Raw genomic sequence first — 14,788 nt, 5'->3', positions numbered from 1 at the left:
GCCGCCCTGCGCTGACTCGCGCCGCCCTGCGCCGACTCGCGGCGTCAGTCGCGCCGGATCGCCCCCGTGGTGCGGCGGAGCCCGGCACCGATCAGGACAAGAGCTCCGGCGACGACCAGCAGCGCCAGCGCCCACGCGGGCCCGGTGCGGGGCAGCACCCCCGGCGGGACCGTCGGCGTCTCGGTCGGCGGGGCCGTCGGCGGGACCGTGGGAGGCGCGGTCGGAGTCGTGGGCGGGACCGTCGCGGGCTCGACGGGCGTGCGCACCTGGCAGCCGGGGGGCATCTCGGGGGTCGCCGCGGAGACGCCCAGAGCTGCCCCACGACCGCCTGCGGGCATCGCCACCGGGCAGTTCGACTCCGGCGGACCCAGGACCGCGTTGGCGAGCTCGCCGTCCCCGGTGACCGGGTCGTCCACCGTCACGGAGTAGGTGACGACAGCCGTCGCGCCGACCTCCAACGGCCCGGACCACGCCAGCTCGCCGGCTTCCGGGTCGATCATGGCTGCCCCGGCGCTCGCCGTGACGTCGTCGTCGTAGGTCGCGTCGTCGAGCACGCCGGCCATGACGTCCGTGAAGGACGCCGGCGTGCCGGTCGTGTACCGGGCGTCGCCGGTGTTCGTGACCCGCACGGTGTAGGTGACGGTCGCCCCGACGGGCACCGGCCCGGTGGGGTCGGCCGTCTTGACGATCTGGAGGTCGCGGCCGGGGGACGGCACGACGTCCGTGCAGCCGTCCTCGAAGCCCGTGTCGCAGCCGGACTCCGGCGGCCCCACGACACCGTTGACGAGGACGCCGTCGCCGGTGAGCGGGTCGTCGACCGTCACCGAGTACGTGATCGTGACGGTCTCACCGACACCGACGGGGCCGGACCACGTGAGGGTCGGCTCCCCGTACGACGTCGCACCGGCGCTCGCCGCCGCCGTGTCGTCCCAGGTCGCGTCGTCGAGCACCTGCGTGAGGTCGTCGCTGAACGTCGCCGGGCGGGCGTCGTCGTACGGCACCTGGCCGACGTTCTCGACCTCGATCGTGTAGGTCACCACCTCACCGGGCTGGACGTCCTGCGCGTCCGACGTCTTGGTGATCGTCAGGGCGCGCACGGGGGTGTCCGTCGAGCAGCCCGGCTCCGTCCCGTCGTCGCAGCCGGACTCCGGCGGACCGACGACGGCGTTGGTCAACGAGCCGTCCCCGGTGAGGGGGTCGTTCACCGTCACCGAGTACGTGACCGTCGCCGTCTGGCCCACCGCGAGCGCCCCGGTCCAGGTCAGCTCCGGTTCGGCGTACGAGATCTCGCCGCTGTCGGCCGTCGCGTCGTCCCACGTCGCGTCGTCCAGCACGCCGGTGAGGTCGTCCGTGAAGGTCGCGGGCGCGTCCGCCAGGTAGGGCACCCGGCCGGTGTTGGCGACCGTCACCGTGTAGGTGACCGTGCCGCCCGGCAGCACCTCCGCGGTCTCCGCCTCCTTGGTGATCGTCAGCGCCCGCACCGGGGTGTCGGTGGTGCAGCCGGGTTCGACCCCGTCGTCGCAGCCCGACTCCGGCGGACCCGTCACCGCGTTCGTCAGCGTCCCGTCCCCGGCGGGCGGGTCGTCGACCGTCACGCTGTAGGTCACGGTCGCCGACTCCCCCGCCGCCAGCGGACCGGACCAGGTCAGGTCCGGCGCGGCGTACGTGACCTCGCCGACGTCGGCCGTCGCGTCGTCGTCCCACGTCGCGTCGTCCAGCACCCCGGACAGGTCGTCGGTGAACGACGCCGGCCGGGTGTCGTCGTAGTCCACCGAGCCGGTGTTCTCCACCGTGACGGTGTAGGTCACCGTGCCACCGGGAGCGGTCTCGGTGACGTCCGCCGTCTTGGTGATGTCGAGCTGCCGGTCCGGGACCGGCACCACGCAGCCGTCCTCCTGCCCGGTGTCGCAGTTCGACTCCGGCGGACCCACGACGACGTTCACCAGCTGGCCGTCACCGGTGATCGGGTCGTCCACCGTCACCGAGTAGGTGACCGTCGCGGTCGCCCCCGGGGCGAGGGCACCCGACCACACCAGCTCGGGCGCGGTGTACGTGACCTCGCCGACGTCGGCGGTCGCGTCGCCGACCCACGTCGCGTCGTCCAGGACGGACGTGAGGTCGTCCGCGAACGTCGCGGGGGTGGTCGCGTCGTAGGCGACCTGGCCGGTGTTCTCCACCGTCACCGTGTACGTGATCGTGCCGCCCGGGAGCACCTCGGCGACGTCCGCCTGCTTGGTGATCGTCAGGGCGCGCACCGGGGTGTCCGTGGTGCAGCCCGGCTCGGTGCCGTCGTCACAGCCCGACTCGGGCGGCCCCGTCACGGCGTTCGTCAACGTCCCGTCGCCGGTGAGCGGGTCGTCGACCGTCACCGAGTACGTCACCGTTGCCGTCTGCCCCACGCCGAGAGCCCCGGACCAGGCGAGCGTCGGCGCTTCGTAGGAGACCTCGCCGACGTCGGCCGACGCGTCGTCGTCCCACGTCGCGTCGTCCAGCACCCCGGACAGGTCGTCCGTGAACGACGCCGGGTCGTCGGCCGGGTACGCCACCTGGCCCGTGTTCTCCACCGTCACCGTGTACGTCACCGTGCCACCCGGCAGCACCTCGGCGACGTCCGCCGTCTTCGTGACCGTCAGGGCGCGCACCGGGGTGTCCGTGGTGCAGCCGTCCTCCGTGCCGTCGTCGCAGCCGGACTCCGGCGGTCCCGTCACCGTGTTCGTCAGCGTGCCGTCGCCCGACGGCGGGTCGTCCACCGTCACCGAGTAGGTGATCGTCGCCGTCCCGCCGACCGCCAGCGGCCCGCTCCACGACACCACCGGATCCGCGTACGCCACGGCCCCGACGTCGGCGGCGGCGTCACCGTTCCACGCGGCGTCGTCCAGCACCCCGGTCAGGTCGTCGGAGAACGTCGCCGGGGCGTCGGCGTCGTAGGCGACCTGGCCGGTGTTCTCCACCGTCACCGTGTAGGTCACGGTGCCGCCGGGGACGACCTCGGCGACGTCCGCGGACTTGCTGATCGTCAACGCCCGCACGGGCGTCTCGGTCGAGCAGCCCGGCTCGGTGCCGTCGTCACAACCGGACTCCGGCGGACCGGCCACCGCGTTCGTCAGCGTCCCGTCACCCGACGGCGGGTCCGCCACCGTCACCGAGTACGTGACCGTCGCCGACCCGCCCGCCGCCAGCGGACCGGACCAGGCGAGCGTCGGCGCTTCGTAGGCGACCTCGCCGACGTCGGCCGACGCGTCACCGTTCCACGTCGCGTCGTCCAGCACGCCGGTCAGGTCGTCCGTGAACGACGCCGGGGAGTCGGCCGGGTAGTCCACCTGGCCGCTGTTGGTGACGGTCACGGTGTAGGTCACCGTGCCGCCCGGGACGGCTTCGACGACGTCCGCGGACTTGCTGATCGTCAACGCCCGCACCGGGGTGTCGGTCGAGCAGCCCGGCTCGGTGCCGTCGTCGCAGCTCGACTCCGGCGGCCCGGTCACGACGTTCGTCAGCGTCCCGTCGCCCGTGGGCGGGTCGTCCACCGTGACCGAGTACGTGACGGTCGCCGTCTCACCGGGCGCCAGCGGGCCGCTCCACGACACCACCGGCGCGGCGTACGACACGGCGCCGACGTCGACCGTGGCGTCACCGTTCCACGTCGCGTCGTCCAGCACACCCGAGAGGTCGTCGGAGAAGGACGCCGGGGCGTCGGCCGCGTAGGCGACCTGGCCGGTGTTCTCCACGACGACGGTGTAGGTCACGACGCCGCCCGGCCCGACGGCGCCGTCCGGCACCGCGGTCTTCGTCAGCGTCAGCGCACGCACCGGGGTGTCGGTGGTGCAGCCGTCCTCGGTGCCGTCGTCGCAGCCGGACTCCGGCGGTCCCGTCACCGTGTTCGTCAGCGAGCCGTCACCCGTGGGCGGGTCGTCCACCGTCACCGAGTACGTGATCGTCGCCGTCGCACCCTGCTCCAGCGGCCCGCTCCACGACAGCACCGGCTCCGCGAAGGCGACGTCACCGACGTCGGCCGACGCCGTGTCGTCCCACGTCGCGTCGTCCAGCACCCCGGAGAGGTCGTCGCTGAACGTCGCCGGGTCGTCGGCCGTGTAGGCGACCTGGCCGGTGTTCTCCACCGTCACCGTGTACGTCACCGTGCCGCCCGGGGTCACCTCGACGACGTCCGCCGACTTGGTGATCTCCATCGCCCGCACGGGCGTCACGGTCGAGCAGCCCGGCTCGGTGCCGTCCGCACAGCTCGACTCGGGTGGTCCCGTCACGACGTTCGTCAGGGTCCCGTCGCCGGTGAGCGGGTCGTTCACCGTGACGGCGTACGTCAGGGTCACGGTCTCCCCCACCGCGAGCGGGCCCTCCCAGTACAGCGACGACCCGTCCGGCACCGGCGCCGCCGGCGTGCCCGAACCGTCGCTCTGCGCGGCCAACGAGTCCGGGTCGAGCACGGCGTCGTCCAGCACCCCGGACAGGTCGTCCTGCACACGTGCCGGCGCTCCGGCCGCGTACGGCAGGTCGCCGCTGTTGGTGACCGTGACGGTGTACGTGACCGTGCCGCCGGGCAGGACCTCCCCCGCGGGCGCCGCGGACTTCACGACGGTGAGCTCCTGCTCCGCCACGTCGACGACGTAGTCCTCCACCTCGCCGCCGGAGGTGGCGCCGGTCGGCTGCGGGTCGGTCACGTCCCCCGCGAAGAGGCGGAAGCGGGCGTACGTCGAGCCGGTCACCGTCCCGGCGGGGAAGAGCAGCTCGAACGGCACGTCGACCGAGCCCGCCGGGACGGTGACGAACGATCGTTCGACGGCGTCGAACGTGCCGTCGCCGTCGACGTCCATCCAGCCCGCGAGCGTCGCGTCCTCGCCGGTCTCGTTGGTCGCCGTCACGGTCACGGGGGTGGCGGTCCCCGACGCCATGACGATCGGGTCGGCGACGCCGTCCTCGTCGGCCGTCGCCGTGGTGTCGTCGCCGTCGGCGCCGGGGCCGGGTGCGCCGTCGTCCTCGGCGTCCACCGACGACCCGAGCATGAGCGACGTCGTCCCGGACGTGCTCTCCAGCCCGTGCCGGGCGCCGTCCGCGCCGAGCGTGGTGCCGTACGAGTCCGGGGCGTCGCCCAGGTCGACCGCGACGGGCGCGTACACGCAGCGTGCACCGTCGTTGCCCGACGACGCGGGGCCGGGTGCGAAGTACGAGGCCTCGAGCGTCGTCGGGTTCACCCGCCAGATCTGCCCGGTCGCGTTGTGCGAGCCGTAGAGGTTGCCCGCGGAGTCGGCGTAGATCGCCCCGAACGCGGTGTTCGCGGCGAGGGCCGGCTGGCCGGGGGCCTGGAGCTGGCCGAGCGTCGCCGCCACGGAGACCGTGTGCGTCGTGGTGTCGAAGCGCGCGACGACGAACGTGTCCGTCCCCGCCAGGTTCGTGATCGAGTACAGGCCGCCGTCAGCGAGGCTGTACGCCCAGTCGGAGATGTCGAAGAGCCCCTGCGCAGCGACCGGGGTCGTCCCGGTGTCGAGCACCGTGCCGTAGGTCGGCGAGCCCGGTGCCAGGTCGATCTCCGCCCACCGCAGGTCGTCCGGGTTTCCCTGGGCGATCCACAGGTGACCGTTCGTGTCGAAGTCCCCCGTCTGCCAGGAGGTCGCCTGGTTCAGCCCCGCGGGGACCCCCAGCGTCTGGACGACCCCGCCCGTCGAGATCCGCGTCAACTGGAACGAGGGGTTCTGGATCGCGTAGAGATACCCGTCCAGGGGGTTGAAGCCCATCGCGTTGTACACCGCGGTGCCCGCGTACGTCTCGATGGTCGACACGTCGCCGGAGATCAGGTCGACGCCGCGCAGCGACGTCGGGTTCGTCTGGACGAGGAACGCGTCCACCGGGCACTGCGGTGCCCCGGCCGTGACCGGGTGGTCCTCCACCTCGCCCCCGGACACCGCACCCGTCGGCTGCGGGTCGGCCACGTCGCCGGCGTAGAGGCGGAACCGGGCGAACGCGTCCGGCACGATGCCGGCGGGCGCGGTGAGCTCGTAGGCGGCCGTCCCGCTCGACGCCGGCACGCTCACGACCGAGCGTTCGTCGGCGTCGAACGTGCCGCTGCCGTCGACGTCGAACCAGCCCGCGAGCGTCGCGGGCTCGGTCGTGTCGTTCGTCGCGGTGACCGTCACCGAGGTCTCCGCCGCCGGGGTCAGCACCACGGGCGAGGCGACGGCGGCCTCGTCGTCCACACCGGCCAGGTCGTCGCCGTCGGCCGCGGCGGACGGCGCACCGTCGTCGTCGGGGTCCACGGTGTTCGCGTCGCCCAGCATCAGGGGCGCGGTGCTCGTGGCCGCGTCGTAGCCGACCAGGGCGTGCCGGGCGCCGTCCTCGTCCAGCGACGTGCCGTACGTGTCCGGGGCGTCGCCGAGGTCCATGAGGACCTCGGCGCTGGCGCACCGGGCGCCGTCGTTGCTGGTCGATCCCGGACCGTACGCGAAGAACGTGGCGGACGTCGGGTCGTCCGCGGGGATGCGCCAGATCTGTCCCGTCTGGTTGTTCGCCCCGTACAGGTACCCCGGGCTGGCGTACGTGGCCCCGAACGGGTTGCCGCCGGCCGATGCCGCCTGACCGTTCGGCGCGGCGAGCGCGCCGAGGGCCGCCACCTGCACGAACCCGTCCGACGGGTTCGCCGGGTCGAACGCGTAGATCCAGACGTTCGTGTTGTTGCCGTTCGTCCCGAACGAGTACAGGCGCCCGTCCTCCGGGTTGTACACCCAGTCCACGCCCGCGTTGACCGGGGACGCCGGGGCAGGGACCGTCCCGCCGTCGAGGACCTGCAGGAACGTCGGGGACGACTGGTCGACGTCGACGGCCATCCACGGCCGGCTCCCGAAACCCGCTGACGAGGCGTACAGGACGCCGTCGGGCGACACGTCGCCCACGGCGATCCCGCTGGAGAAGAGCTCGGCGTACGTGAACGGCACGTTCGAGTAGTCCGGGGAGCCCAGGTTCTCCACCGTCGTGTAGTCGGGCGAGACGAGGTAGACCTGGTCCGTCGGGTTGTCGAAGCCGAAGAACGCGTCGGCGAGCTCGCTGTACCCCACGCCGTTGTATGCCAGATCTGTCAGCGCGGGCCGCTCCACCTGTTCCCCGGTCACCAGGTCGATCTCGATCGGGACGGCCGACTCCGGCTGCTGGAAGAGGAACGCCGGGGCGGGGCACAGCCCGGACCCGACGAACGGCGTGAACGTCACCGTCGTCTCCCCCGGCGGGTTCAGGCCCGTCGTCGGTTCGACGTCGTCCGGCCCGTTCGTGTACGTCCCGGCGGTGCGGGACGTCACGTCGACGCTGATCGTGCAGGACACCTCGCCCGCGGCGAGCGCACCGTTCGTCACCGCCACGGTGGTCCCGCCGCCCGTCGCGGCGACGTCGGCGTCGCAGTCGGTGGCCACGGCAGGGGGACGCGCCACCTCGAGCCCGGCGGGCAGGTTGTCCGTGAACTCCCAGCCGTCCTTCGCCGCCAGCTCCGCGGTGTTCGTCACCGTGAACGTCAGCGTCGACCGGCCACCGACGATCGACGACGTGGGGGCGAACGCCTTGTCGAGCTGCGGGCTGACGTCGAGGACCTCGATGTCGTCGTAGGCGCCGTCGTTCCCGTTCGCCGCGCTGTTCTGGTTGCGCATCCGGATGCCGAGGGTGGATCCCGTGACGAGCGTCGAGCCGTCGGCCGCGAACGTCCCGGCGCGCACCGTCCCGGTGGCGCCGGACGGTGTCGGCACCCCGGTGAACGTCTGGCCGCGCGGGTCGGTGCAGACGTTGATCGGCGTGCTGGACACCGGGATCTCGGTGTTCGCCTCGTCCAGGAGGTAGAACCGCAGCAGCGGCGCGGAGACGTTGCAGTTCATGGCCCCGGCGTCGACGGAGAACGTGACGAAGCGGTTCGCGATCGGCAACGGGACCTGCTGCGCGGTCTGGAACTGGATCTGCGCGCCCGTGGCGCTGGCGGCCGTGTACGAGGCGGCCGCGCCGTTCGTCGTCGGCGCTACGCCCTGGAGCTGCCCCAGCGCGTGCGGGATCGCGAGCATGCTGTTGTACACGGCCGCCGCGTTCGCCACACCGGTGCAGTCGTTCGCGTTGCGCGGGCTCGTCCAGTCCACGATGAAGCCGTTGCAGTTGGGCCGGTTCGCCCAGAACGGCGCCGCCGCGTACGTGATACCTGTGGCACCCGTGTAGTCGGTCAGCAGCACGTTCGAGCCGTCCGGGGTGTTCTCGAAGTCCTCCGTGTACAGCACGGTGGGATCACCGGGGACGCCCGGGTTGCCGGGGGCCGCGGCCAGCGCCGCACCGACGTCCGCGGTGGGCGCGGCAGGCTGCTGCGTGGTGGCGGACGGCACGTCGGCCGTGGAGGGCACCGCGGCGGCCACCGCCCCTGTGCACGCCACCGCGAACGCCGTCGCCGCGGACACCCAGCGCCGCCGCACCGTCGCAGATCCACCCATCCGTCGCTCCCCCAGCGAGGCTCCGTCCGGCCCCAGGTGGTACCGCCGTGGACGCCCAGCACGCCCAGGCTGGCACAGGAAGCGGCGGACGGCGCGGCGGCGACGGACCCACCCCTCGCGGTGGGGGGCGATTCGCCCTATGTTGGCCGAATGCCCTGGGAACTGGTCGTCGGGATCGTGGCACTGGTCGTGGGCCTCGTCGCGCTCACCCTCTCCGTCGTGCTGCTGCGACGCAGCCGGGCGGCGGCCCCCGCCCCGACCCCGCCCGGACCGCAGACCCGCCCGGCGGGGCCGCGGGTCGCCGTCGTGGTCAACCCGTCCAAGGAGCACACCCGCCAGGTCGCGGAGACCGTCCGGAGGCTCGCCGCGGAGGCCGCGCTGCCCGAGCCGCGCTTCTACGACACGACCGTCGACGACCCCGGCACCGGGCAGGCCCGTCAGGCCCTCGAGGACGGCGCGGACGTCGTCGTCGCGGCCGGCGGCGACGGCACCGTCCGGGCGGTCGCCGACGGGCTCGTCGGGACCGGCCGCCCCATGGGCATCATCCCCGCCGGGACCGGCAACCTCCTCGCACGCAACCTCGACCTGCCGCTCGCCGACGTCGAGGACGCGTTCGCCGTCGTCCTGGGCGGCGTGGACCGCACCATCGACGTGGGGCGGCTCAAGATCGTCCGGCCCGCGCAGGAGGACGCCGCCGAAGCCGGCAGCGAGCACCTGTTCCTCGTCATCGCGGGCCTCGGCTTCGACGCCGCGATGGTTGCCGACGCCGACGACGCCCTCAAGGCGCGGGTCGGGTGGGTGGCGTACTTCCTCGCCGGGGTCCGGCACCTGCACGGGCGCCGGCTGCTCGCCCGGATCGAGGTGGACGACCGGCCGCCGGTCGAGGCGCGCCTGCGCACCGTCATGGTCGGCAACTGCGGACGCCTGCCGGGCGGGATCACGCTGCTGCCCGACGCGGTCATCGACGACGGCGAGCTCGACGTCGCGGCGATCGACACGCGGGGCGGGCTCGCCGGCTGGGCACAGCTCCTCGGCGAGGTCGTCGCGCAGGGCATGGGGGTGCAGAACGACCTCAAGCTGAAGATCGGTCGCATCGACCACGTCCGCGCCAAGCGGGCGACGATCGTCGTCGAGGAGGGCGAGCAGGCGCAGGTCGACGGGGAGGTGCTCGGCCGGGCGGTCGAGCTCGCGACCTGGGTGGAGCCCGGCGCGCTCGTCGTGCGCACCCCGGCCGTGCGCTGACTCGCGGCACCCAGCGCTGACTCGCGGCACCCAGCGCTGACCGGCGGCACGCCGCGCAGACTCACGTGCGTCCGAGCAGGATCTGCGCCGACCCGGCACACGGTGTCCCGCATCCGCCCACGTCGACCGGCCGGCGACGGGACGCCGCACCATAGGCTGACCTGCGTGCGTCCGTCCGTCCGTCCCCTCGCCGTCGTCCTCGGCCTCCTGTGCACCCTCGTCCTGACGCTGCTGCCGACGAGCGCGCAGGCGAGCGAAGACGCGCCCGCCGACACTCCGCTCGTCCTGGCGGGCGTGGCCGGCCTGCGCTGGAGCGACGTCGACGCGGCCCGCACGCCCAACCTGTGGCGGCTGGCGGGCGGCGGGTCGGTGGCGTCGTCGTCGGTGCGCACCCTGACGCCCACGTGCCCCCGCGACGCCTGGCTGTCCCTGTCGGCGGGCAGCCGCGTGGTGACCACCACCCCGCAGGAGGCCGACCCCGGCGACTCCGGCGCCCCGGACGACGGCCCGGACGAGGAGCAGGAGGCCACCCCCTGCCCGTCGCTGCCCGTGCTGCCGACGACCGGCACCGTCGAGCAGGTGCGGGTGCCCGGCTGGAGCGCCCTCGTGACCCCCGACGGCGAGAAGGGCGACGCCCCGGCGGCCGAGCCCGGCGCCCTGGCCACCCTCGCAGGCACCGTCGACGCCTGCACGACCGCCGTCGGCCCGGGCGGCGCCCTCGCGCTCGCCGCGCCCGACGGCGACGTCGACCGCTACCTGGGCGACGACGAGGACCTCGCGACCGACGACGTCGCCGCGTGCCCGGTGACGGTGGTGGACCTCGGCGAGCTCCCGGACGCCGCGGTGGACCGCAGCGCGGCCGTCGCGGAGGTCGACGCGGCCGTCGGCCGGCTCGCCGCGCTGCTGCCCGCCGGCGGACGGCTGGTCGTCGCGGGCCTCGCCGACACCCCGCTCGGCCCCGCCGACCTCCAGGTGGTCGTCGACTGGACCTCCCCGGGCGGCGACGCCACCTGGCTGACGTCGACGTCGTCGCGCTGGCCCGGCGTCGTCGTCACCGGCGACCTGTCCGCGACGCTCGCCGACGCCCTCCTCCAGGACGCCGACCCCGAGGACCCGGCCGTGGCGGAGGCCGCCGCGGCGTTCACCGGGTCCCCGCTGGAGCACGGCGAGGACCGCCGGCTCAGCGTGGGGCGCACGGTGGAGAACCGGCAGTACCTGTCGGTGCTCACCGAGACGCTGCCGCGCATGACACCGGTGCTCGTCGGGGTGACGGCCCTCGGGGTCGTGGGGGCCGTGGCGTGGCTGCTCGTGTCCCGCCGCCGACCCGACCGGCCCGCCGAGCCGGGCGCCCGGCCCGGGCACGGCACCCGGCTCGCCGTCGCGGTGCTCGCGCTCGCCGCGAGCGTGCCCGGCGCGGCGACCCTGGCGACGCTGTCGCGCTGGTGGGTGTGGGACGCCCCCGTGACCGTGCTGTCCCTGGCCGTCCCGGTCGCGGCGCTGGCCCTGGCGCTCGCCGCCTGGTGGGCGCGCCGGCTCCTGCCGCCCTCGCCGTGGCGCCTGCCCACGGCGCTCGCCGCAGCGACCTGGCTCGTCCTCACGGTCGACGGCGTCACGGGGACCACGCTCCAGCAGGGCTCCCTGCTGGGCCCCGCGCCGTCGCTGGGGGCACGGTTCTACGGGTTCTCCAACTCGGTGTTCGCGGTCTACTCCGTCATGGGGATCGTGCTGGCCGCGGGCGTCGTCGCGCTGCTGCGGCAGGCGGGGGCCCGACGGCGCACGCAGGTGCTGGCCGCCTCGGCCGTCGCGCTCGTCACGGTCGCCGTCGACGGGCTGCCGCCGTTCGGCGCGGACTTCGGCGGCATCCTCGCGCTCGTCCCGGCTTTCGCGGTCCTCGTGCTGTGGGTCGCCGGGACCCGGCTGACGTGGCGGCTCGTGGCGCTCGTCGCCGGGGTCACCGTGGGGGTCGTCGCCGTCGTCGCGATCGCGGACTGGGCCAGCCCGCCGTCGACGCACCTCGGCGGGTTCGTGCAGTCCGTCCTCGACGGCGGCGCCCTCGACGTCGTCGGCGCCAAGGCCGCCGGGGCGTGGGCGACCGTCGCGAACCCTGCCGGCGCGGCTGCCGCCGTCGTGTGCGCCGTCGTTGGCTGGGCCGTCCTCGACCCGCGCCGCGCCCGCCTGCCCGGCCTGGCCGCCGCCTACGACCGCGACCCCCTGCTGCGCCGTACGGTGCTCGCCCTGGTGACGGTCGGCGTCGTCGGCACCCTGCTCAACGACTCCGGCATCGTCGTGGCCGGGTACGTGGTGCTGTTCGGCTCGGCCGCGCTGCTGGTCGGGCCCCTGGACGTGCGGCTCGGCGTCCCGCCGCGCACCGACCGCGGGACCGCCTGGCACCTCGGCGGCGCGGCCGCCGGGCTGGCGCTGCTCCTGCAGCTCGGCGGCGCCGCGCTGCCCGCGACCGGGCACGCCGGCGACGTCGCCGGGGGCGGGGAGCCCGCGCTCGCGGACGACGCACCGGTCGTGCTGGTCGGCACCGACGGCGTGCGCTGGCAGGACGTGTCCCCCACGGCGACGCCGACCCTGTGGCGGCTGCTGCGCGACGGCGCGAGCGCGGGCGGCGTCACCACCGGCTCGACCGGTGCGTCCGCGGACTGCGTGTCCGCGGGCTGGCTCGGCCTGTCCTCCGGGCGCAGCCCGGTCACGGGCAGCGAGCAGGACGGCGTGTGGCGGTGCGCCGACTGGGACGTCGCGCCCGCGGGCGACGCGGCCACGGTCGACGGCTGGGAGGAGCTCACGGCCCTCCAGGCGTCGTCGGAGTTCCGGCCGCGCCTCGGCGTGCTCGGCGACGCGTTCGCCGACGGCAGCGTCTGCACCACCGCCGTCGGGCCCGGCGCCGCGCTCGCCCTCGCGACGACCGACGGGTCCGTACCGCGGTACCGGGACGTCGACACGGCGCTCGCCGACCCGGACGACGCGTTCTCCTGCCCCGTGACGGTGGTGGACGCCGGCGCCGCCCCGTTCCACCCCACCGGCACCACGACGAGCACGACCCGGCCGGTGCCGGACGACGCGACGTCGCCCGGCGAGGAGCGCGACGCCGCGCTGCGGGCGGTGGACGCGCGGGTGCGCGGCGTGGTCGACGCGGCCCCGGCGGACGCCACGATCCTCGTGCTGGACGTCGGCAACCCCGCGCCGACCCGGCCCGCGCTGGGGGTGGGGGTGGCCCGCTCCGACACCGAGTCGGCGCCGTCGTACCTGACGTCGACGGCGACGCGGTGGCTCGGCGTGGTCCGGCTCCTGGACGTGCCGCCGACGCTCGTAGCGGCCTTCGACCTGCCCCGACCCACGGACTTCTCGGGGGCGCCGGTCGCGCTCGGGGACGAGCGGCCGCCGAGCACCGAGACGACGGTCGAGGACCTCGCGGCCCTCACCGACCGGGACCACTCGCTGCGCGTGGTGACCGGGACGGTCACCGGGGTGCCCACCTACCTGGCGCTCGCGGCGTTCCTCCTGGTGGTGCTGGCCCTGCCCCGGGTCCGCACCCGCCGCTCGCCGCGCACGGTGGCGGTGTGGGAGCGCACGCTGGAGGCGGTGCTGCTGGTGTGCGCGGCGGTGCCGGCGGCGGCGTTCCTCATGACGACGTGGTCCTGGTGGCGGCTGCCCGACCCGGGGGTCGGGCTGTGGACGGCGCTGCTGGGCTGCACGGCCCTCGTCGCGGCCGTCGGCACGCTCGCCCCGCGACGGCCGGCCTGGTCCGGCCCGGTGCTGGTGTCGTGGGTGGCGTTCGTCGTGCTGACCGTCGACGCGGTGCTCGGCACCCCGCTGCACCGGGGCAGCCCGCTCGGCGCCGCGCCCACGCTCGGCGGGCGGTTCTACGGCTTCGGCAACCCCACGTACTCGGTGTACGCGGTGGTGGCGGTGATCGCCGCGGCCGGGATCGCCACCGTCGTGACGCGGCGCTGGAACCGGGTCGCCGGGGCGGTCGCCGCGTCGGTGGTCGGAGCGGTGGCGCTCGTCGTGACGGTGTGGCCGACGTTCGGCGTGGACGTGGGCGGCGGCCTGGTGCTCGTGCCGGTGTTCGTCGTCGTGGTGCTCGCCGTGCTCGGCGCGCGCCTGACCTGGCGGCGCCTGCTGCTGGCGGGCGGTGCGGGCGTCGCGCTGGTCGCCGTCATCGGGGTGCTGGACTGGCTGCGACCGCCCGCCGAGCGGTCCCACCTGGGCGCGTTCGTGCAGTCGGTCGTGGACGGCACGGCGTTCGAGACGATCTGGCGCAAGGCCGGGTACGCCCTGCGGTCGCTCGACGGCGGCCCCCCGGCCTGGCTGTCGCTCGCCGTGCTCGTGGCCGTCGTGCTGCTGCTGTGGGGCGGCCCGCGGTTCCGGGCCGGGTGGCTGGAGCGGACCGAGGAGGCCTGGCCCCTGCTGCGGTCGGTCCTGGTGGCGCTCCTCATCGCCGGGGTGGGCGGTGCGCTGGTGAACGACTACGGCATCCGTGTGGTGACGATCATGCTGTTCCCGGCGGTGCCGCTGCTGGGGCTGCTGGTGCTCCGGGTGGCGTCACCGATAGCCTCCGCCGCGAAGGGTCCTGAGCAGAGCGAGTGACACGCCGACGCCCTGGGAATCATCTCGGCGTGTCGCACGTTATGTCAGGCGGTCAGCCACACCACCCGAGCGAGGAGCACTGTGCGACGCATCCCCCGGAAGGTCGAGGTCGAGGACGAGTTCGGCCACGTCACCCGCTACGTCCGCCACGACAACGGCGAGGGCTACGCCTCGCCGCGCGCGTCCGTGCACGTCGACGCCGTCGTCGAACCCGGCGCGTACGTCGAGGAGGGCGCGCACGTCGCCGCCCGGGCCCGCGTCGGCCGGTACAGCTGGATCGACGTCGACGCGGTCGTCGGGTCCGGCGCGAGCATCGGCGCGGGTGTGCACGTCGGACGCCGGGGCCACGTGGGCGCGGGCGCCCGGATCGGTGCGCACGCGCGCCTCGGCCACGACGTCCACGTCGCCCCCGGGGCCGTCGTCGAGCCGGACGAGATCGTCCCGTCGGGCACCGAGGTGCTCCCCGCCGTGCGCCGCACCGCCGCGGCCGCCTGACC

Annotated in this window: 4 protein-coding genes; 3 read left to right on the top strand and 1 reads right to left on the bottom strand. The window is 74.9% G+C overall.

Annotated features, from left to right (window positions below):
- Positions 1–44: 44 nt before the first annotated feature.
- Positions 45–8,453, bottom strand: a complete 8,409-nt coding sequence (locus I598_RS13745) for a DUF7927 domain-containing protein (RefSeq protein WP_157557245.1) — start codon at positions 8,451–8,453, stop codon at positions 45–47.
- A gap of 150 nt (positions 8,454–8,603) precedes the next feature.
- On the opposite strand from I598_RS13745, the gene I598_RS13740 reads away from it, so the two are divergent.
- The 3 genes from I598_RS13740 (at position 8,604) to I598_RS13730 (ending at position 14,786) form a co-directional block, all read left to right on the top strand.
- A complete protein-coding gene (locus tag I598_RS13740; RefSeq protein ID WP_068203438.1) occupies positions 8,604–9,695 on the top strand; it encodes a diacylglycerol/lipid kinase family protein in 1,092 nt (363 codons plus the stop codon).
- Positions 9,696–9,860: 165 nt separating this feature from the next.
- The gene (locus I598_RS13735) at positions 9,861–14,291 is read left to right on the top strand and encodes a hypothetical protein (RefSeq protein WP_068203437.1); all 4,431 of its coding nucleotides are present in this window, start codon (positions 9,861–9,863) and stop codon (positions 14,289–14,291) included.
- Positions 14,292–14,372: 81 nt separating this feature from the next.
- Positions 14,373–14,786 (top strand): hypothetical protein, encoded by a 414-nt coding sequence (locus I598_RS13730; RefSeq protein ID WP_083973320.1) that lies wholly within the window; start codon positions 14,373–14,375, stop codon positions 14,784–14,786.
- The last annotated feature ends 2 nt before the right edge of the window (positions 14,787–14,788 follow it).

The organism is Isoptericola dokdonensis DS-3, assembly GCF_001636295.1.
Lineage (GTDB): Bacteria > Actinomycetota > Actinomycetes > Actinomycetales > Cellulomonadaceae > Isoptericola > Isoptericola dokdonensis.
This window is presented reverse-complemented; position numbering and strand designations above follow the sequence as displayed.